Below are 20,611 nucleotides of genomic sequence, written 5' to 3' on the forward strand. Positions count from 1 at the left end.
CAGGTGGATGCGCTGGCCACCAACCTGGTGACCGTCGTCGAAGGGATCGCCTTCGGACTGTTGCTGTTCACCTTGGCCGTCGGCCTGTCCCTCGTGTTCGGCATGATGGACGTGCTCAACCTGGCCCACGGCACGCTCTACCTGGTCGGCGCCTACGCCGCCTACGCGTTGTCCGACGGCTCCTGGTGGGGGTTGGCGCTGGCGGTGGTCGTCGGCACGGTGGCTGGAGCGGCCGGCGGCGGCTTGTTGGCCGGGATGACGTTGCCGTTGTCCCGGCGCGGCCATCTCGACCAGGCATTGCTGACCCTCGGCGTCGCCTTCATCGCCGCGGAGCTGTTCTTCGAGGCGTTCGGCCACGAGGTGGTCCCCACCGCGCCGCCGGAGGCGCTACGCGGCAGCGTGGAGCTGTTCGGGCGGCAGTACCCGGTCTACCGGCTCGTGTTCATCGCCGTCGCCGCGGTCCTCGCGCTCGCGGTGTACCTGGTGTTCGAGCGCAGCACCCTCGGCGCCCTCGTCCGCGCCACCGTGGCCGATCGGGAAATGGTGCATGCGATGGGCGTCGACACCCGCAAAGTCCTGTTCGGTGTGTTCGCCGTCGGCGCCGCCCTGGCCGCCATCGGCGGTACCCTCGGCGCGCCGCTGCTCGCGCCGGGACCCGGCATCGACGAACGGGTGCTGGTTCTCTCGCTGGTGGTGGTGGTCATCGGCGGGCTCGGCTCGGTGCGCGGAGCGTTGCTCGGCGGACTGCTGATCGGCCAGGTACAGACGTTGGGTGTGTCGCTACTGCCCGACCTGGCACCATTCCTGCTGTTCGGAGCGATGCTCGTCGTACTCGCGATCAAACCCGCCGGACTCGTGCCCGCCGGAGGACGCCGATGAGCCCCGACCCCGACCTGCGCCGCGCCCTGCGCTTCGGCCTCCGGCCGGGCCGGTGGACCGTTCTGGCCTGGGCCGCCGTGGCCGTGGTACTCGCGGCCGCACCGTTCCTGCTGAACAACTACCAGATCAGCACGTTATCGCGGATGCTGGTGTTCGGCCTGCTCGCGATCAGTGCGACGCTGCTCACCGGGGTCACCGGGCTACCCACGCTGGGGCAGGCGGCCTATTTCGGCGTCGGCGCGTACACCGCGGCCATCGTCGCCCGCGATGTCACCGCCATCGGACCGGTCCAGGTCCTGCTGGCCGCGGTGGCGGCCGCCGTCGTCGCGCTGTTCACCGGCACCCTCGCCACCCGCGCGCGCGGGGTGCCGTTCCTGATGATCACCCTGGCCATCGGCGAGATCGCGCACAGCGCTGCCACGTCATGGAGCTCGATCACCCGGGGGTCGGATGGATTGTCCGGCATTCCCCGAGTAGTGCCACTGCCGGGTATGAGCGAACTACGCCTGGACGGCCTCGTCTACTACTACGTGCTGGTCATGGCAGCCCTCGCCTACCTGCTGGTTCGCGCCCTGGTCCGCTCGCCGTACGGGCTCGTCCTGCGCGGCGTCCGGGACAACGAGGCGCGGCTGCGGGCCATCGGCTACCCCACCGGCCGCTACGTCCTGGCCGGGTTCACCGTCGCTGGCGGGCTGGCCGGAGCGGCCGGTGCCCTGCTGGTTTCGGTGCAGCGGTTCGTCTCCCCCGGCGACGTCGGGTTCTCCGTCGCCGCGGTCGCGCTGCTGGCCGCGATCATCGGCGGCGTCGGCTCGTTGCCCGGCGCGATGGCCGGTGCCGCCCTCGTCGTACTCGTGCGCGACTACATCGGCACCGACCTCGGTGGACGCGGACCGCTACTGGTCGGCGCGATGTTCGTCGCCGTCGTCTATCTCATGCCACAGGGGCTGGCCGGTCTCGGCCATCAGCTACGACGGTGGTTCTCGTGGCGACGACGATCTACACCGCCACCAGCCGGGGCACCATCCTCGGCGGAGCCGGAAACGACGCCGGACGACCCGCAACCAAGCGTGGGATCCGATCGGAGCGCGACATGACCACCGAATCCACCAATGCGGTCGCGCTACACGACATCACCGTCCGATTCGGCCAGCTGACCGCGCTGGCCGGGGTCAGCCTCGAGGTACCGGCCGGGCAACGGCGGGCGATCATCGGACCGAACGGCGCCGGGAAATCCACCCTGTTCAGCGTCATCGCCGGCACTCGGCGGCCCACCGGTGGCCGGGTGCTGGTCGACGGCCGGGACATCACGTCATTGCCGGTGCATCGTCGCGTCGACGCCGGTGTGGTCACCACGTTCCAGCACTCCAGTCTGTTCCTGCGGGAGACCGTCCTGGAGAACGTCCTGCTCGCCGTCGCCCGCCGGGCACGCGTCGCCCATCGCTGGTTCCGGCCGGCCGGCGCCTACCGTGACCTGCTCGACCACTCCGCCACCCTGCTCGCGCGGGTAGGTTTGGCGGGCCGGGAGGCACTTCTGGCCGGTGCCCTGTCCCACGGTGAACGCCGCCAGCTGGAGGTCGCGGTGGCTCTCGCCGCCCAGCCCCGGGTCCTTCTGCTCGACGAACCGGCAGCGGGCATGTCACCGGCCGAGACCGACCGCCTCGGCCAACTCATCCGGGGCCTGCCCGCGGACATGACGGTGCTGCTGGTAGAGCACGACCTCGACCTCGTCTTCGACCTGGCCGACGAGGTAACCGTGCTCCATCTCGGCGAGCACCTAGCCACCGCCGGAGTGGCCGAGATCCGCGCCGACGAGAACGTGCAGCATGCCTATCTCGGCACCGCGGACGTCGACGAGTTGTTCTTCGAGGAGACGTCATGACCCATCTCGTCATCCGCGACCTACACAGCGGCTACCAGGGATCAACCGTGCTGCACGGCGTCGACCTCGACGTCCGGGGTGGTCGGGTGCTCGGGTTGCTGGGCCGCAACGGAGTCGGCAAGTCGACGCTCATCAACACGGTCTGCGGGTTGGTCCGCGCGTCGTCGGGATCGGTCCAGCTCGACGGCCAAGAGCTGGCCGGTCAGCGGCCGGACGTGGCGGCCCGGGCGGGCATCGGGCTAGTGCCACAGGGACGCCGGATCTTCCCCGACCTGACCGTTGCCGAGCATCTCGACGTCGCCACCCGGGTCAGCCGCGCGGGTGCCTGGGACCGGGCCGCCATCCTCGCGTTGCTCCCCCGGCTCGGTGAACGGCTCTCGCACCGCGGCAACCAGCTGTCAGGTGGCGAGCAGCAGATGCTCGCCATCGCGCGGGCGCTGCTGACCAACCCGTCGGTGCTGCTGCTCGACGAACCGTCGGACGGGCTGGCTCCGCAGCTGGTGGCCCAGGTGGGGGCGACCATCTCCGAGATCGTCGAGTCGGGGACCGCCGTCCTGCTGGTCGAGCAGGACCTCCGGCTGGCGTTCAGCGTCGCCCAGGAGATCGCGGTGATGGACAAGGGGCGGATCGTGCTGCACGAACCAACACGGCAGTTCCGCTCCGACGCCGCTCGCGCCCGCCGGCTGCTCGGCGTCGCGTAGCCGACTCACCTGACCCGCTCTCCCGTCCCCACCCGCCCCCGCCGCCTGGTCCCTGCTCCCGCCCCCGTCCCCCCGTTCCCATGATCATTGGCTTTTGACTACCGGATCCGGTAGTCAAAAGCCAATGATCATGGGGACTGGGGACGGGACTGGGGGCGGGACGGGCGGCGGAGGCGCGCGGGGTCTTGACGCCATGGGAAACCGAGCATTAACGTAATCGGAACACGACTTCATACGTATTAAACAATCACCGCAGCAACCGCCCGACCACCGCTGGCTGGGTGCCACGCGCACCGTTGACCAGCTATATCGTCCTGCCGTTGGGCAGATGGGAGCCTTGCCGATGCCGCCTCGCCGCCGCCGGCCTACTCAGGTGGACATCGCACGCCATGCCGGTGTGTCGCAGGCCACCGTGTCGTTGGTGATCAGCGGCGGGTCGGCCAGCGAGAACGTCGCCGAGGCCACCCGCCAGGCGGTCCTCGCGGCGGCCGACGAACTGGGTTACTCGGCCAACGCCGCTGCCCGCAGCCTCAAAGGCGGCCGCAATCACCTGCTGGGCCTCTACACGTTCGAGCCGGTGTTCCCCGTCGACCAGCGGGACTTCTACTTCCCGTTCCTCCTGGGGGTCGAGGAGGAGACCGCCGCGCAGGGTTATGACCTCCTGCTGTTCAGCTCCGCCGGCGGCCCGGGTGAGCGGCGGGTCTACGCCCGCGGCGCCAACCGGCTGAAGGTGGCCGACGGATGTGTCCTTCTCGGCCGGCACCTGCATCGTGACGACCTCGCCCACCTCGTCCGCGAAGACTTTCCGTTCGTCTTCATCGGCCGGCGCGAGGTGCCCGGCGCCGAGTTGTCCTACGTGGCGGTCGACTACGCCGCCGCCACCCGGGACGTCGTCGCCCGGCTCGCCGGCCTCGGCCACCGCACCATGCTCTATCTGCAGGTGGTCGGTGGCGACGAACCCACCCGGGATCGCGAGGAGGGGTACCGCCGCGGTCTCGCCGACGCGGGGCTCCCGGTCGACGAGTCGCTGATCCGGCCACTCAACGACGCCGCCGACGTCACCCCCCAACAGCTGCGCCGGTGGGTCGACGACGGCGTCACCGCGATCCTCGTCGAGCCCACCGAGGACGACACCACGGTCGGCGCGGTCGAGGCCGCGGCGGACCGGGCCGGGCTGCGTATCCCCGACGATGTGTCGGTGGTCATGCTCGGCGACCCGCCGCTGAGCCGGGCCTCCGACCATGACTGGACCCGCTACACACTCCCCCGGGCCCACATGGGCCGCGAGGCCGTGCGGCTCCTCCTCGATCTTCTCGACGACCAGACGGGTACCCCGCGCCAGCAGTTCGTCGCCGCCGGCTACGTCGCCGGCCAGACCATCGCCGCACCGCGGCGCACCGATGGGCGGCCAGCATGATGCGGATGATCGGGCGCCGGCTCGCGCTGGGCGCGTTCGTGATGTGGGGCTGCGTGACGCTGATCTTCGTCATCGTCCGGCTCGCGCCGGGTGATCAGGCCAGCGTCGCGCTCGGCCCGGACGCCACCGCCGACGAGATCGCCGCGGCGCGCACCCGGCTCGGCCTCGACGAGCCACTCGTCGTGCAGTACGTCAGCTACCTCGGCCGGGTACTGCGGCTCGACTTCGGTGAGTCCTACCGGCTCGGCCAGCCGGCTATGGACGCGGTGTTGAGCCGGTTCCCCGCCACCCTCCAACTCACCGTGGCCGCGATGGCCATGGCGATCGTCGCCGGGCTGATCCTCGGCTGCCTGGCCGGCGGCCGGCCCAACGGGGTGGTCGACCGCGTGCTCTCCTCCACGGCCATAAGCCTCCAGTCGTTCCCCACCTTCTGGGTCGGCATCATGCTCATCCTCGTCTTCGCGCTCCATCTGCGAGCCCTGCCGAGCGCCGGGTCCGGCTCGCTGAGCCACCTGGTGTTACCCGCCGTGACCCTGGCCCTGCCGCAAACCGCGATCGTCGCCCGGCTCACCCGGAGCAGCCTGGCCGAGTCGATGCAGGACGGTTACGTCCAGACCGCACGCTCGAAGGGCCTCACCGAGCGGGAAGTGCTGGTCGGGCATGCACTAAAGAACTCGTTGATCCCGGTGGTGACCATCATCGGAATCCAGACCGGCGTGTTGCTCGGTGGTTCCGTGGTGGTGGAGAACGTGTTCGCCTGGCCCGGGCTGGGATCGCTGATCGTCGACTCGGTGGCGGCCCGCGACTACGCCGTCGTCCAGGCGGCGGCCCTCCTCATCGCGGGTGTCGTCGTCGTCCTCAATTTGCTCGCCGACCTGACCTACGCGCGGCTCGACCCGCGGATCCGAGTGGGGGCGGGCGCATGACGACCACCAGTCATCCGGTGTCCACCTCCGTCGGCCACGACGCCGCAACCACCACACCGCCACTGCCGGAGATGCGGCGCCGTTCCGCCCGGCGGGTGCTGGGTTGGTTGCGTTTCCTGCCGCATGCGGTGATCGCCGGGTACCTGTTTCTCGCTGTCGTCGGCCCACTGCTGGTCGACTACGACCCGATGGTGACGTCCATCACCGACCGGCTCCTTTCGCCGGGGTCCACCACCTCCGACGGCAGCACGGCCTGGCTGGGCACCGACGGCGTGGGCCGCGACGTCCTCGCCCAGATCGTCCTCGGCGCGCGCACGTCGATCACCATCGCGGTGCTGACCGTCACCGTCTGCGCCGTCATCGGTATCGCCGTGGGCCTCGTCGCCGGCTACGTGGGTGGCTGGGCGGACACCGTCGCCGCCCGCCTGATCGACGTCCTGATCGCCTTCCCCGGCATCCTGCTAGCCATCGTGATCGCCGGGCTGTTCCGGCCCAGCATCGCGATCGTCGTCATCGCGCTGTCCGCGGTCGGCTGGATCGGATTCGCCCGGGTGGTCCGGGGCACGGCGTTGTCGCTGCGGGAACGCGATTGGGTCAGCGCGGCCCGGGTGATGGCGGTGCCTCGCCGCTCCATCCTCACCCGGCACGTGCTGCCGTTCGTCGCCGGACCCGTCGTCGCGATGGCCACCCTGGAGTTCGCCCTGGTGGTCCTGGCCGAGGCGGGCCTGAGCTTCCTCGGCATCGGATTACCTCCGACGGCTGTCTCGTGGGGGCAGACGGTCGCGGCCGGCAAGGAGTACCTGGAGATCGCCTGGTGGATCTCCACCTTCCCGGGCCTCGCCCTGGCCCTGCTCGTCGTCTGCGTGGGGCTGGTCGGCGACCAACTGACCGCGCGTTACGGAGGGAAGAGATGAGCGAGCCGCTGCTCGACGTCCGCGACCTCGATGTCTTCCTGCCCACCCGGTCGGGACCAGTGCACGTGCTCGACGGCGTGTCGTTCAGCGTCGACGCCGCCCGCACCACCGGTCTCATCGGCGAGTCGGGCAGCGGGAAGACGATGGCCGCGATGGCCATCATCGGCCTGCTGCCCGCCGGAGCGGTCACCCGTGGACAGCTGTGGTGGCGTTCGGAGGACCTGCTCGCGGTGTCGTCCCGGCGCCGCCGCCAGGTGCGCGGCCGGGAGATCGCGATGATCTTCCAGGATCCCCTGGCCAGCTTGAACCCCGGTCAGACGGTCGGCCGGCAGGTCACCGAGATCCCGCGCCGCGACGGTATGGGCCGGGCCGAGCTGGCCCGGACCGCCACCCATCTGCTGGACCGCGTCGGCATCCCCGACCCGGCCCAGCGCACCGGCAACTACCCGCATCAGTTCTCCGGGGGACAACGCCAACGGGCGATGACGGCGCTGGCCCTAGCCGGGCAGCCGCAGCTAATCCTGGCCGACGAGCCGACCACCGCGCTGGACGTCACGGTGCAGGCCCGCATCCTCGACCTGCTGCGCCACCTACGCGACACCGAACACACCGCGATGCTGCTGGTCAGCCACGATCTGCGGGTCATGGCCCATGTGGCCGACGACCTCGTCGTCATGTATGCCGGCCGGGTGTGCGAGCGCGGCCCGGCCCAGGCCGTGCTGCGTGAACCCCGCCACCCGTACACCAAGGCGCTGGTCGCCAGCGTGCCCGCGGTCCGCGCCCGCACCGCCATCGCCGACCCACTACCGGGCTCGCCGGCCGATCCGGCACACCGCCCGGCGGGGTGCGCGTTCCATCCCCGCTGCCCGCTGGCCGTGCTGCGCTGCCGGGTGGAACGCCCCACCGTGCGCGAGGTGGCACCGGGTCGCTGGACCGCCTGTCACCTGGCCGAGGCCGACGGTCTCCCGGACGCGGCGGAGGTGCGGCCATGAACGATGCGGGACTCACCGTTCGGGGGCTCCGGGTCAGCTTCGGCGGAAGCCGCGGGATGTTCGGCCGTGGCGGCCGCCCGGCGGTCGCTGCCGTCGCCGGCGTCGATTTGGACGTCGCCGCAGGAGAGATCGTCGCCGTGGTTGGTGAGTCCGGTTCGGGCAAAACCACGGTGGCCCGCTGCGTCGTCGGCCTCGTCACACCGGACGACGGAACGTTGAGCTACGACGACGTCCCACTCGGCTCCACCCGGTCTCGCCCGCCGGCCATCCAACGCGCCATCCAGATGGTGTTCCAGGACCCACGCTCGTCGCTGAATCCGCGGATGACCGCCGGCGCCATCGTCCGGGAAGCGTGGCAGGCCCACCCGGCCGCCGCCCCCTCGGGTGATCAGGACGCCGCGGTGCGGAACCTCCTGGCCGAGGTCGGCTTGGACGCCAGCGTCGCCGGTCGCCGACCGAGCGCGTTGTCCGGCGGGCAGTGTCAGCGGGTGAGCATCGCCCGGGCACTGGCGCTGCGCCCCCGGCTGCTGGTCTGTGATGAGGCGGTGTCCGCCCTCGACGTGTCGGTGCAGGCCCAGATCTTGCGGCTGCTCTCCGACGTGCGACGGGACCACGGACTATCGATGCTGTTCATCTCGCACGACCTCGGCGTGGTCCGGCAGATCGCCGACCGGGTGGTGGTCATGCGCTCCGGCGAAGTGGTGGAGCAGGCACCGGCGGAGGACCTGTTCACCCGGCCGACCCATCCCTACACCCGCGCGCTGCTCGACGCGGCCCTCGACCTGGAGGGAGCCGCCAGCTAATCCACCGGCCGGTGGCCCGCACCGGGCCGTCGCACACCCTCGATCTAATACGTAACAGCACTTTGATTCCTTGATTGGAGACGACGATGGCGCACCACCGCACGTTCCGTCTTCCCCTCGTCCTCGGAGCCGCGCTCGTCCTGGCGGCCTGCGGCGGGAGCGACGACGACACCTCCAGCACGCCGGATGCCGACGACACCCCCGGCGATGCCGACACCAGCGCGGAGGACGACGCCGCACCGGGCGGCGGCGGTCTGGTGACCGTCGCTACCCAGCGGCCGGTTACCACCCTCGACCCGCACGGTGACATGGGCGCCGACCTCGGCACCCAGCTCGCCGGGCGGGCCGTCTTCGAACGGCTCGTCGGAGCCACCGACGACGGATACGAACCCGAACTGGCCGCCGGCTGGTCGGTATCCGACGACGCCACCGAGTGGACGTTCACGCTGCGCGAATCCACCTTCTCCGACGGGTCTCCGGTCACCGCCGACGACGTCGTCGCCTCCATCGAACGGATCCAGGACCTCGAAGGCCCGGTGTCCGGAAACGTCGCCGGAGTGCAGGTCGAGGCCACCGCCGACGACACCGTGGTGTTCAGCTCCGAGGCCGGAAACCCGGCACTCCTCGGCCAGCTCACCAACGTCTGGATCGTCCCGGGCGAGCACCTCGACGACGACGGCTTCTTCCACGACCCGATCGGCTCCGGACCGTTCGTCGTCGACGCGTTCACCCCGGAGGAGACGCTGCGGCTCACCCCCAACCCGGACTACTGGGCCGGCGAGCCGGCCGTCGACGGCATCGACATCCGGTACATTCCCGAGATCGCCGCCCGCATGACCGCCCTGCGCACCGGCGAGGTCGACATCACCTGGGGGGTGCCGGACGACCAGGTCCCGGCGCTGCGCGACGAGAGTGGAGTGACCGTCGAGGCAATTCCGAGCAACGCCACCTACACCATGTGGTTCAACTCCAGCCGGGATGCCTTCGCCGACGCCGAGGTGCGCCGCGCGCTGTGGCAGGCGGTCGATTTCGAGGCGATCATCGCCGCTCTCCACCCGGAGACCGGCCAGCTGGCCGACTCGATCGTCGCTCCCCCGGTGCTCGGCTACGCACCGCAGGACGCGGTGACCCACGACCCCGAGGCCGCGCGCGCCGCGCTGGAGGCCGCGGGCTTCGACTTCGACGCCACCTACGAACTGCAACTGCGCGGCTCGGAGTTCCGGGAGTTCGCTCAGGCGGTCACCTCGGACCTGCGCGCGATCGGGGTCCAAGCCGAACCGGTGGAGAAGGAGCCCGGTGTCTGGATCGACGACCTGCTGGCGCTGAACTGGGACATCAACTTGCAGTCGGTGTCGGTGCCGTCGCTGGACGCGGCTACCAACGTCGGCCGGCTGTACCCGTGCGCCGCGGAGCGCACCGGCTACTGCAACGAGGACCTCGACGCCATCCTGGCCGAAGCCGACTCGGTGGCCGACGTCGACCGCCGCGAGCAGCTGTACGCGGACGCCGCGGAGATCATCTGGACCGACGCCGTGGGTATGTTCCCGATGTTCCCGCAGATCGTGTACGCCTGGCAGGACCGGGTGGACGGGGTCGACCTCGACCCGTCGTCGGTGCCGGGCTTCGCCGGCCTGACCTACGGGGCGGGCTCGTGACCGACACCTCCACCAACCCGGCGGCCCGCTCCATGGCACCGCGAGCCGCCGGGTGGAACACCTGGGACGTCCAGTTCCACACCGGCTACACCCATCTGCCGTCAGGGCTGCGGGTACGGTTCGCGCTGGCCGGGCCGGACGAGACGGTGTTCGACGGCTTCACCTGGCGCCACGGCCTGGTCCGGCTGGGCCACCACACCGTGGACGGCCGCTACGCCGAGGTGACCGTGAACGCACTGGACACCGACCTGGATCTGCGGTTCACCGGCGACAACACCACACTCGACGCGACGGCCGCGGTGAGCGGACCGGCGGGTGTGGTCGTGATCGTCGACCGGATGCCGCATACCGGTGACGGTGCTCCACCTCGGCTGGTCAACGCCGACGCCGCCGCCCCCGGCGAGTCCGGAACCGGCTCGTGGTCCACCGTGATCGAGCTGGATGAAGACCGCTGGCGCCTGGAGCTCTCCACCCCGCCTCACTCGGGTGCGACGAGCGACCCAACTGACCTCGGCGATGATCACGCCATCCGGCTCACCGTGCCCACAGCGGCAGCGTCGTCGGCCACATCGACGACGGCGGCGACGCTGACCGTCCGGCTCGTTCCCGACGGCGCCGACCGGCCGGCCGCTTCACCGGACGACCGGATCGCCGCCGCTCGCAAAGCCGCCCTGACCGACACCCTGCATACCGCCGGCTGGTTGGGTACCGCGGGGGAAGCCTACGTGCGGTCGGTCACCTGGAACACGATCTACGCCCCCGACATCAAGAAGGTGCTGACGCCCACCTCGCGAGATTTCGTCTGCGCCGAACGTGAAGGTTTCTACGGCCGGTGGGCGCTGCACGTCTGGGACACCTTCTTCACCGGCCTCGTGGCCAACTGGATCGACACGTCGTACGCCCACGGGATCTTCCGGCAGATCCTCGATCAGGCCACCAACAGCGGCATGCTGCCGAACCGGGTTTCCGACGAGCGCGGGCGCACCGACGACCGCTCGCAGTCGCCGGTCGGCGGGCTCACCGTGCTCAAGGCGTATCTGGGCAGCGGCCTGGGTGAAGCGACCCGGGACCGGCGGTTGCTCGCCGACTGTTATCCGGGGCTGCGCCGCTGGCACGAATGGTGGCCGGCGGCCAGGCGTGGACCGTTCGGGCTGTTGGCGTGGGGTTCGGAGCGGCGAGGCGACGAGCGAGCGAAGTGGCCGGTGCAGCGAGGAACGAGCGAAACCGTCCGCGCAGCGAGTGAAGAGCCGAGCGCGACCAATGTGACAGACGTCGCCATCTTGCTCGACCGGTCCAAGCGTGAGTCGGGTCTGGACGACTCCCCCATGTACGACGACGTCAAATGGGACCCGACGACACACACCCAGAATCTCGCCGACGTCGGCCTGAACGGACTACACATCGCCGACGCCGAGGCCGTAGCGGAGATCGCCGAGCGGCTGGGTGATCAGGCCACGGCCACGCTGCTGCGGCAGCAGGCCGCCGCCGCCCGGACCGAGGTGAACCGGCTGCTCTGGGACACCGAGCACGGTGAGTACCGGAACCGGTGGGCCTCCGGAGAGTTCTCCGAACACGTCGCCCCCACCATGCTGTACCCGCTGCTGGGCGAGGTTCCGGATGCCAAACAGGCCCGCGCTCTGGTGGACCGGCTGCTGGCACCGGACGTGCTCGGCGGCGATCCGCCGATGCCGAGTGTGGCCCGCAACGATCCGGGCTTCAACACCCGGTACTGGCGGGGCCGGGTCTGGGGGCCGATGGCCTACCTGGCGGTGGCGGGACTGCGCCGAGGTGGGTTCGACGCGGAGGCCAAGGATGTGGTCACCGCACTGCTGCGGCTGTTCCTGCGGGAGTGGGACGAGCACAGCCACGTCCGGGAGAACTATCCGGTCCAACCCGGTGAGGACGTACGTCCATTGGAGGCCCGTTCCGACGGGTTGATGTCGTGGGGGTCGCTGCTGGCCTATCTCGCCTTCCAGGAGCTCGCCGATCCACGGGAAGACGGCTGGCGGTTCGCCCATCCGGGCACATCCGCGGAGCTGGACGGCCTGATGCTCGGCGATGGACGGCTCAGCATCCGCGCCGGAGACCGGCTGTGGGTGGAGCTCGACGGCGAGGTACTGATCGACGCCGACCCGCACGTCGTCGTTACGGCCTACCGCCGCGAACCACAGGTGGTGTCCGGCGTCGCGACCGCCACCGGCGAACCCGGACAGATCCGGATCGCCGTGCCCGGTAGTGACCGTCCTGTGGTGATCGACCTGCCCTCGCCCGGGATACCCGTCGCCTTCGATCTGTCCACCGACCGCACCTGAAGGGGAAGCACCACACGTGAGTAATGAGAAGATGACCGCGGCCGACCTCGTCATCGTTGGTGGTGGGGTCGGCGGCGTAGCCGCGGCCCTGGCCGCGCTGCGACGCGGCCGGTCCGTCATCGTCACCGAACCGACCGACTGGCTGGGTGGCCAGCTGACCAGCCAGGGTGTCCCGCCCGACGAACACCCGTGGATCGAACGGTTCGGCTGCACCCGTTCCTACCGGCGCTTCCGCGACGCCGTCCGCGAGTACTACCGCACCTGGTATCCGCTCACCCCGGCCGCCCGGGCTGACGCCGAACTCAACCCGGGTATGGGGCGGGTCAGCCGGCTGTGCCACGAACCCAAAGCCGCCGCGGCGGTCCTCGAGGCCATGGTGGCGCCGTATGTGGCCGCGGGCCGGCTGCAGGTGTTGTACGGTCACCGCCCGGTGGACGTCGACGTCGACGTCGACACGGTGCGGTCGGTGGTGCTCGCCGGACCGGGTGACGAACGCGTCGTCGTCGACGCCTCTTACGTGCTGGACGCCACCGAGGAAGGCGACCTGCTGCCCATGGCCGGCGCCGAGCACGTCACCGGGTTCGAGTCCCGCGAGGACACCGGTGAACCCAGCGCCCCGGCCGTTGCTCAGCCCGCCAACATGCAGGCGTTCTCCTGGGTCTTCGCGGTGGAGCATCGCGACGGGGAAGACCACACCATAGACAAACCCGAACAGTACGGCTTCTGGCAGAGCTACCACCCAAGCTTCTGGCCGGACCGGCTGATCAGCCTCACCGCGCCGGATCCGCGCACCCTGGAGCCGGTGCCCCGGACGTTCGTGCCACACGGACACTCCGGGCCGGTGGTCGCCGACCAGAGCCGGGACCCTGGTGACAAGGACCTGTGGGTGTTCCGGCGGATCGTCGCCCGGGAACTGTTCGAGCCGGGTTTCGCCGCCAGCGACGTCACCGTCGTCAACTGGCCGATGATCGACTACCTGCCCGGGCCTATCATCGGTGTCTCCGAAGCCGAACGGAACGAACACCTGGAGGGCAGCCGGCAGCTTGCGCTGAGCATGCTGTACTGGCTGCAGACCGAGGCGCCGCGGCCGGACGGCGGCACCGGCTGGCCAGGTTTGCGGCTGCGCCCGGACGTCATGGGCAGCACCGACGGTCTGGCGAAGGCGCCCTACATCCGGGAGTCGCGACGGATCCAGGCGCAGTACACCGTGGTGGAGCAGGACGTGTCGCTGGCGGTGCGCGGCGAGCACGGCGCGGTGCACTACCCGGACTCCGTGGGGGTGGGTATGTACCGGATCGACCTGCATCCCTCCACCGGCGGCGACACCTACATCGATGTCGCCAGCTCTCCGTTCCAGATCCCACTGGGTGCGCTGCTTCCGGTGCGGATGCGCAATCTGCTGCCGGCCGGCAAGAACATCGGCACCACCCACATCACCAACGGCTGCTACCGGCTGCATCCGGTGGAGTGGAACATCGGTGAAGCCGCCGGGGCGCTGGCCGCGCACTGCCTAACCCACGGGCTGCGGCCCACGCAGGTCCGCGACGACGACGCGCGGCTGGCCAGTTTCCAGCAGGAGCTGGCGGCCGACGGGTTCGAGCTGGCCTGGCCCGAGGTGAAGGGGTACTGATGACACCACCGGACACTGCTCGCCGCACCCACACCGCCCACGGAGCCTGGCACGCTGAGGTGCTCCACAAAGGGAACAAAACACCCAGGATTACGACGCTTCAGCGTGCCAGGCACAACACCGTGGCGAGCCACGCACACCCGGCAGGCCAATCATGAGCGGCGGGCGGGCGATACTGCGCGGGATCACCATCCCGATGGTGACGCCGATGTCCGCGCCGGGCCGACCGGACGCGGAGGCGGGCGCCGAGTTGCTCGCCGCGCTGCATGCCGCCGGGGCCGACGCGCTGATGCTGCTGGGCAGCAACGGTGAGGGTCCGCTGCTACCCACATCCGCACTGGGTGACTTCGTCACCGACGCTACGGCGCGCTGGCGAGCGTTGGGCGGCGGCCCGGTGCTGGTCAACGTCACGGCTGCGGGTACCGACGAGGCGCTGGCCCGGGCCAGCGTCGTCGCACCCGCCACCCCGGACGCGCTGGTGCTGAGCCCACCCATCTACTTCCACCACCGCGAAGACGAGATCGTGGCGCATTACGCGGCCACCGCCGCCCTCGGCGTACCGGTGATCGTCTACAACGCGCCGCGGTACAGCAATCCGATCACCCCGGCCGTCTTCGATGCGCTGCTGGCCATGGACCACGTCGTCGGCCTCAAAGACAGCTCCGGCGACGCCGCGTGGTTCGCCGCCGCGGTGGCCGCCGCGCGTGAGCACCGGCCCGAGTTCGGGATCAGCCAGGGCGCCGAGGGCCAACTACTCGCCGGGTTGAGAGCCGGAGCCGACGGGATCGTACCCGGCATCGCCAACATCGCACCGGCCGTGGCGGTGGCGCTGTTTCGCGCCTGGCTCACATCGGCGTCACCGGAATCCGCTGAGCCGGCCACCGTCGACGCGGATCAGCCGGAACGCTGGCAGGCCATCATCGACCGCCTCTGCGGCGTCCACACGATCCGGCCCGGTGTCCCCACCATCAAGGAGATCCTCTCGTGGGGCGGTCTGTGTCCCCCACACGTCGCCGCGCCGCTCCAGCCATGCACCGACGACGAGCGCACCGCCCTGCGCTCCTACCTCGAACCTCTCGCGTCGCACCTCACGTCGCCCACCCTCACCTCGCCCACCCCCCACCTCGCCCACCCCCCACCTCGGTGATCGTTAGCAGGATCGGGTCGCTGGGGCGACCCGATCCTGCTAACGATCACCGGTCCCTACGCCAGCCTCGCAGCAAGGAGCCGAGCATGCCCCGTCCCCGGCAATCTCGACCACGCAGCTACGCACTGTTGGCCACCACCCTTGGTGTCGCCATGACCGCCACCATCATCGTCGCACCGTCCTCCGCCACCCCGTCCTCCGTCAGCCCGTTGTCGGCCACCCCACTGGCGGATATCGCACCGGTTGACACCGAACATGGTTCGTTCGACGAGACGACGCTGTGGGATTCCGAGTCCGACTCACACGAGAACTTCCACGTCCACGCCCTGGTGGTCACCCCGGACGACACCATCCTCGCGTTCACCGAAGGGCGCTTCGCACTGTCCGACGGTGGCCCCAAGGATCTACTGCTGCGTCGCAGCACCGACGGCGGCGACACCTGGGAGCCGACCCAGGCCGTCGTGCCATCCAACGGGCAGTTCTGGAGCAACCCGACGGCACTCGTCGACAACACCACTGGCGCCGCGTTCCTCTTCTACCAGGGGCCAACCAGCGCCGAGATCAACGTCATCCGCAGCGACGACTCCGGCGCCACGTGGACCGAGCCGGAGGTGCTGACGCACCTGTTCGAGGAGAACCCGTACGGGTGGATCCTGCATGGCCCGGGGCCTGGGCACGGCATTCAGCTCGACGACGGCCGGTTGATCCTGCCGGTCCTGCACCGCAGGGCGGTCGAGCTACCGGCCGCGGAGCGCAACTACGGGATCGACACGTTGTACAGCGACGACCACGGCGCGACGTGGCAGCGAGGCGGGCGCGTTCCGGTCTCTCCGGACTACCCGATCAACGAGAGCCGGATCTGGCAGCGTGCCGACGGCGCGGTGGTGGTCAACGGTCGAGCGGCCGCCGGCGGACACCGGTTCCGGATCAGCTCCGTCAGCCACGATGGCGGGCTGACCTGGTCGGATCCGGTGTTGGAACCGGCCACCGGCCGGTACACCGCGGTGGATTCCGGCGCGGTGCGCTTCACCGGGCCGGACGGGGTGGCGCGCACTCTCCACGCCCGGCCGGACGGTGCCCGCCGCGAGAACATGACCGTCGCCATCAGCTACGACGACGGCTATACCTACCGGTACGAGAAGATGGTCAACCCCGGATCGTCGTACTACTCGGAGCTGGCGGTCTTGTCCGACGGCACCGTCATCCTGCTCTACGGGCGTGACGGCGAGATCCTGGCGTTTCCCGAACGGGTGGCCGTGGCCCGCTTCGATCTTGCTTGGCTGACCGATGGTCGCGACGACGTCCAGGACGGTCCCGGCCTGACCGAACACGGCGTCGACCTGGGCACCACGGCCGGTGTCGGCACCGCTTTCCGGGCAGCGGTGCCGGACCTGGTCACCGTCACCCCTGACGAGTCGGGGCACCAGCACCATGCCCACGTATCCGGCTCACCCCAGGCCGTCGACGGCGTCCGCGACGCCGCGCTGTCGCTCGGCACCGCCGATTACTTGGAGGTACCGCGGACAGACACCATCAGTGCAGCTGGGCAGACGTTCACCGCGGCGGGCTGGTTCCGCACCGAGACGAATACCGCGCAGGCGATCATGTGGTCCTACCGGCACGGATCGGGTCTACCCCAGTGGTGGATCCGGGCGGAGCCGAACAACAACCGGCTGCGTGCGTTCATCGACACCGGCCACGCCACCCGCTCACTCGTCGCCCCCGGCAACGTCGCCGACGGTGAGTGGCACCATGTCGCCCTCACTCGCGACGGCGAGTCGGTCACCCTGTACATCGACGGAGACGTCGCGGCGCAGGCCGACGACCCGGCAGGCTCCACCTCCACGGACGCCCGGCTAGGCCTGCACATCGGTCAGCGCCCGGACGGCGCGAACCCACTCATCGGCGCGGTCGACGACGTCTACCTGTTCGACCGCGCCCTGACGTCGTCGGACATCGCGCTCCTCGCCGACACCGCGGCGCCCGACGACGCGGACACCCCCGGCGGCGCACTTCTTCATCTGCCGATGGACAGCACCCGGCAGCATCCGGTCCGGCCGACGCGACCGGCCGTGGTGTCCGACGCCAACGCACGAGACGGTCAATACCTCAGGTACGAGGCCCGCGAGCCGGGTGACTACGTGGAGATCCCGTTCGACCTCGCCGAGTCGGGTGAGTTCGAGGTTGCGGTCCGCCAGCACCGGCTGTGGGATCGCGGCAAGGTCCAGGTGAGCATCAACGGTGCGGATCTGCCGGAGGCTCTGACGGACCTCGGCCATGAGCCGCTGCAGGCGTTCCAGACCTACCAGCACGGCAGCGTTGAACTCGACGCGGGCCGGCACCGGATCAGGTTCACCCTGGTGGACGAGGGCCACCTCGGCGGTTCGGTGATCGCACCGGACTACCTGACGTTGACCGCCGCTGACCACCCCCACGACCTCGTCCGAGACGTCATCGTCGACGACGAGTCGGTGGGGGCCTTCGAGATGATGTCCGGCACGTGGAGCCGCGCGACCGGTCAGGCCGGACATCCTTACTACGGTGTCAGCTACCGGTCCGCTCCGGCCGGAACGGGTGATCGCGTCGTCCGGTGGCGCCCGGACATCCCGGTGAGCGGCACCTACCAGGTGCTGGCGTGGTACGTCTCGCATCCCAACCGGGCCTCGGATGCGCCCTATACCGTGCATCACGCAGAAGGCAGCACCACGGTCCACGTCGACCAGCGTGGCCAGGCCCGCAGCCTCGTCGACGGTGACCGGCCGGGGGTGTGGGTCAACCTGGGCAGCTTCGAGTTCGAGGCGGGTACTGCGGCGACGATCGAGCTGAGCAACGACGCCGACGGGTTCGTCATCGCCGACGCCATCCAGCTCACCCGCGATGCGGTGCCCGACACCCCGGCCGAGGTGGCTGCGGCGGGTGTGTCGTCGTCGAGCATCGAGGTGTCGTGGGCCGGCGTCGACGGCGCCACCGGCTACCACGTCGAACGGCGGGACGTCGGGAGCGGTGCGTGGGAGTTCGCCGGCGAGACGGACGCTGCCGCGACGTCGTTCACCAGCACCGGGCTCAGCCCGGATACCAGTTACGAACATCGCGTCTACGCCGTCGACGAGTACCAGCCCGGCCGCCCGGCGCGGGGCAGCGTGCCCTCCGACGCCGTCGAGGCCGCTACGTTGCCCGCCGGCACCGGCGACGGGGACGGCTCGGTGGAGCTGACGACGCTGTCGGGACGCCCGGACATGGTCACCGCGGGTGATGCGTTGGTCGAGGTCCGGCTGGCCGACGACGTTCCCGCGGGTGACGTCTCGGTCACCGTCAACGGGCAGGACGCCACCGCCGACTTCGTCGCCGATGCGGACGGCCGAACCCTGACCGGTGTGGTCTCCGGGTTACGCGTCGGAGACAACGTCGTCGCCGCCGGCACCGGCACCGACGGGCAACACGACACCGTGGTGCTGGTGAATCATCCGGTTGAGGGGCCGGTGTTCTCCGGTCCACATCAGCAGCCGTTCGCGTGTGAGACGACGGCGTTCACCATGCCGGTGATCGGCGGGAACCTTGGGGCGCCGATCGACGAGAACTGCTCGATCGAGACCCGGGTCGATTACGTCTACCGCACCACAGGTGGCGAGTTCGCGGCGTGGCCGCAGGGTGCGTCGTCGTATCCGGACAATCTGGCATCGACGACGACGCGCGACGGTGTCGAGGTGCCGTTCATCGTGCGGATGGAGACCGGCACGGTGAACCGGGCGATCTACCAGACGGCCGTGCCGCACGACCCGCTGGGTGAACCGGAGCCAAGCGTTGGTGCGCGCCCGGCCGGCTGGAACGGCGCCGCCTTCTATACCTTGGGCGGCGGCTGTACGTCTGGCTGGTACCGGCAAGGCAACCGGACCGGCAGCGTCCTCGACGCGTTCATGCTGGGTGAGGGGTACGCGGTGATGTCGTCATCGCTGAATGTGTTCGGGGTGAACTGCTCGGACCTGACGGCGGCGGAGTCGGCGATGATGGTCAAAGAACGGTTCATCGAGGCCTACGGCCCGGTTGACCACGTGATCGGCTTCGGTGCATCCGGTGGCGCGTATCAGGGGCACCAGATCTCGGACAACTACCCGGGGATCTTCGACGGAATCGTGGTCGGCGCCTCGTTTCCAGACGTAGGTTTCAGCACCGTCAACTTCATCACCGACGCGTGGCTGCTGGACACCTACTTCACCGAATCCTCCACCGTGGAGTGGACTCTGGAGCAGCAGCGGGCGGTGACCGGGTTCGCCACCTACGCCACCGCGCCGAACGTGGCGAATGGGGCGCGGCGGATCTCGCCGACGTCGTTCTGCACGATCGTGCCGGCCGGGCTGCGGTATCACCCGGACACCAACCCGACCGGGGTGCGGTGTGGGGTGTATGACCACACGGTGAACGTGTACGGCACGGATCCGGACACCGGGTTCGCCCGTCGTCCGTTGGACAACGTCGGGATTCAGTACGGGCTGGCCGCGCTGAACGACGGAGCCATCAGTGTGGAGCAGTTCCTCGACCTCAACGAGGGTGTGGGCGGGTTCGACCAGGATGCGAACATCCGTGCTGAGCGGACGGTGGCGGATCTGGACGCGGCCCGCGCGGCGTATCAGACCGGCCGGTTGACCAACGGCGGCGGTGGACTCGCCGAGACCCCGATCATCGACTACCGGGGTTACCGCGACGACGATCCGAACGGTGACATCCACGTGCGCTACCACACGTTCTCCATGCGGGAACGGCTGGAGAAGGCCAACGGCACGGCCGTCAACCATGTCAGTCTGCTGGCGGATCACAACCACGGCGGGTTCACCACGACCACTCCATTGCTGCGCCACGCGGTCACTCAGATGGACGCCTGGCTGCGTAACCTCGCCGCCGATGACACCGACGCGGCCCAGATCGACAAGATCGCCGCTGCCCGGCCAGCCGAACTGGTCGAAGGGTGCAACACCCGCGACGACAACCCGACGTTCATCGCTGAGGAGCTGGACCGTGACCCGGCCGGTGAATGTGAACAGCTCTACCCGTCGGCGTCGTTCCCGCGCGAGGTGGCTGGGGAGAGTGTCGCCGCCGACGTGATCAAGTGCCGGCGTAAGGACCCGGACCCGGTCGACTACTCGGTGGACTTCAGCGCCGAGCAATGGGACCGGCTAGGCGAGATCTTCGCCGAGGGTGTCTGCGACTACACCCAGCCCGGCTATGAACAACAGGGCCTCACCGGCACCTGGCTCCGCCACTAACCCTTTCCCCTCCCGCCCCCGCCCCCGCCCCACCCCACCCCGGGGGGAGGATGGGGTTGTTGGCCAAAAAAGGAGGAGAAAAAAAAAAAAAAAACCGG

General features: G+C 69.8%; 14 protein-coding genes and 1 pseudogene. All 15 read left to right on the forward strand.

What is annotated here, in order from left to right; translation table 11 throughout:
* The first annotated feature begins 3 nt into the window (after window positions 1–3).
* The 15 genes and pseudogenes from G8760_RS13365 to G8760_RS30830 all read left to right on the forward strand — a co-directional run bounded on the left by G8760_RS13365 (window position 4) and on the right by G8760_RS30830 (window position 20,513).
* Entirely contained in the window at window positions 4–879 is an 876-nt protein-coding gene (locus G8760_RS13365) for a branched-chain amino acid ABC transporter permease (protein ID WP_166351762.1), read from the forward strand.
* The gene (locus tag G8760_RS13370) at window positions 876–1,973 is read left to right on the forward strand and encodes a branched-chain amino acid ABC transporter permease (protein ID WP_166351764.1); all 1,098 of its coding nucleotides are present in this window, start codon (window positions 876–878) and stop codon (window positions 1,971–1,973) included. The genes G8760_RS13365 and G8760_RS13370 overlap by 4 nt, the downstream gene beginning before the upstream one ends.
* Window positions 1,970–2,758, forward strand: coding sequence for an ABC transporter ATP-binding protein (locus G8760_RS29850; RefSeq protein WP_207782320.1), 789 nt, complete (start codon window positions 1,970–1,972; stop codon window positions 2,756–2,758). The genes G8760_RS13370 and G8760_RS29850 overlap by 4 nt, the downstream gene beginning before the upstream one ends.
* Complete coding sequence (locus G8760_RS29855) at window positions 2,755–3,459, forward strand: ABC transporter ATP-binding protein (RefSeq protein ID WP_207782321.1); 705 nt, start codon at window positions 2,755–2,757, stop codon at window positions 3,457–3,459. The genes G8760_RS29850 and G8760_RS29855 overlap by 4 nt, the downstream gene beginning before the upstream one ends.
* Window positions 3,460–3,787: 328 nt before the next feature.
* A complete protein-coding gene (locus tag G8760_RS13380; RefSeq protein WP_207782322.1) occupies window positions 3,788–4,876 on the forward strand; it encodes a LacI family DNA-binding transcriptional regulator in 1,089 nt (362 codons plus the stop codon).
* Between the two features lie 5 nt (window positions 4,877–4,881).
* Entirely contained in the window at window positions 4,882–5,802 is a 921-nt protein-coding gene (locus G8760_RS13385) for an ABC transporter permease (protein WP_166351766.1), read from the forward strand.
* The gene (locus G8760_RS13390) at window positions 5,799–6,716 is read left to right on the forward strand and encodes an ABC transporter permease (protein ID WP_166351768.1); all 918 of its coding nucleotides are present in this window, start codon (window positions 5,799–5,801) and stop codon (window positions 6,714–6,716) included. The genes G8760_RS13385 and G8760_RS13390 overlap by 4 nt, the downstream gene beginning before the upstream one ends.
* Window positions 6,713–7,708: an ABC transporter ATP-binding protein gene (locus G8760_RS13395; RefSeq protein WP_166351771.1), complete on the forward strand. Its 996-nt coding sequence runs from the start codon at window positions 6,713–6,715 to the stop codon at window positions 7,706–7,708. Before G8760_RS13390 ends, G8760_RS13395 begins: the two co-directional genes overlap by 4 nt.
* Window positions 7,705–8,511, forward strand: coding sequence for an ATP-binding cassette domain-containing protein (locus G8760_RS13400; RefSeq protein ID WP_166351774.1), 807 nt, complete (start codon window positions 7,705–7,707; stop codon window positions 8,509–8,511). Before G8760_RS13395 ends, G8760_RS13400 begins: the two co-directional genes overlap by 4 nt.
* Before the next feature lie 86 nt (window positions 8,512–8,597).
* Window positions 8,598–10,166 carry an ABC transporter substrate-binding protein gene (locus G8760_RS13405; protein ID WP_166351777.1) on the forward strand — a complete coding sequence of 523 codons (1,569 nt, stop codon included), beginning with the start codon at window positions 8,598–8,600 and terminating at the stop codon, window positions 10,164–10,166.
* Complete coding sequence (locus tag G8760_RS13410; protein ID WP_166351779.1) at window positions 10,163–12,478, forward strand: MGH1-like glycoside hydrolase domain-containing protein; 2,316 nt, start codon at window positions 10,163–10,165, stop codon at window positions 12,476–12,478. The genes G8760_RS13405 and G8760_RS13410 overlap by 4 nt, the downstream gene beginning before the upstream one ends.
* A gap of 31 nt (window positions 12,479–12,509) precedes the next feature.
* Complete coding sequence (locus tag G8760_RS13415) at window positions 12,510–14,108, forward strand: FAD-dependent oxidoreductase (protein ID WP_166352112.1); 1,599 nt, start codon at window positions 12,510–12,512, stop codon at window positions 14,106–14,108.
* A 154-nt stretch (window positions 14,109–14,262) separates the two neighbouring features.
* Window positions 14,263–15,255, forward strand: coding sequence for a dihydrodipicolinate synthase family protein (locus G8760_RS13420; RefSeq protein ID WP_166351781.1), 993 nt, complete (start codon window positions 14,263–14,265; stop codon window positions 15,253–15,255).
* Between the two features lie 152 nt (window positions 15,256–15,407).
* Window positions 15,408–18,371: pseudogene (locus G8760_RS30825) on the forward strand (golvesin C-terminal-like domain-containing protein); the annotation flags it as partial.
* 54 nt (window positions 18,372–18,425) lie between these two features.
* Window positions 18,426–20,513 (forward strand): DUF6351 family protein, encoded by a 2,088-nt coding sequence (locus tag G8760_RS30830; RefSeq protein ID WP_425502326.1) that lies wholly within the window; start codon window positions 18,426–18,428, stop codon window positions 20,511–20,513.
* Window positions 20,514–20,611 lie beyond the last annotated feature (98 nt).

It is taken from the genome of Phytoactinopolyspora limicola (assembly GCF_011320225.1).
Classification (GTDB): domain Bacteria; phylum Actinomycetota; class Actinomycetes; order Jiangellales; family Jiangellaceae; genus Phytoactinopolyspora; species Phytoactinopolyspora limicola.

What these genes read in the sequence shown, in the direction of transcription:
- G8760_RS13370 (WP_166351764.1), top strand. Translation starts at nt 876, where the DNA reads ATGAGCCCCGACCCCGACCTGCGCCGCGCCCTGCGCTTCGGCCTCCGG.
- G8760_RS29850 (WP_207782320.1), top strand. Translation starts at nt 1,970, where the DNA reads ATGACCACCGAATCCACCAATGCGGTCGCGCTACACGACATCACCGTC.
- G8760_RS29855 (WP_207782321.1), top strand. Translation starts at nt 2,755, where the DNA reads ATGACCCATCTCGTCATCCGCGACCTACACAGCGGCTACCAGGGATCA.
- G8760_RS13380 (WP_207782322.1), top strand. Translation starts at nt 3,788, where the DNA reads ATGGGAGCCTTGCCGATGCCGCCTCGCCGCCGCCGGCCTACTCAGGTG.
- G8760_RS13385 (WP_166351766.1), top strand. Translation starts at nt 4,882, where the DNA reads ATGATCGGGCGCCGGCTCGCGCTGGGCGCGTTCGTGATGTGGGGCTGC.
- G8760_RS13390 (WP_166351768.1), top strand. Translation starts at nt 5,799, where the DNA reads ATGACGACCACCAGTCATCCGGTGTCCACCTCCGTCGGCCACGACGCC.
- G8760_RS13395 (WP_166351771.1), top strand. Translation starts at nt 6,713, where the DNA reads ATGAGCGAGCCGCTGCTCGACGTCCGCGACCTCGATGTCTTCCTGCCC.
- G8760_RS13400 (WP_166351774.1), top strand. Translation starts at nt 7,705, where the DNA reads ATGAACGATGCGGGACTCACCGTTCGGGGGCTCCGGGTCAGCTTCGGC.
- G8760_RS13405 (WP_166351777.1), top strand. Translation starts at nt 8,598, where the DNA reads ATGGCGCACCACCGCACGTTCCGTCTTCCCCTCGTCCTCGGAGCCGCG.
- G8760_RS13415 (WP_166352112.1), top strand. Translation starts at nt 12,510, where the DNA reads ATGACCGCGGCCGACCTCGTCATCGTTGGTGGTGGGGTCGGCGGCGTA.
- G8760_RS13420 (WP_166351781.1), top strand. Translation starts at nt 14,263, where the DNA reads ATGAGCGGCGGGCGGGCGATACTGCGCGGGATCACCATCCCGATGGTG.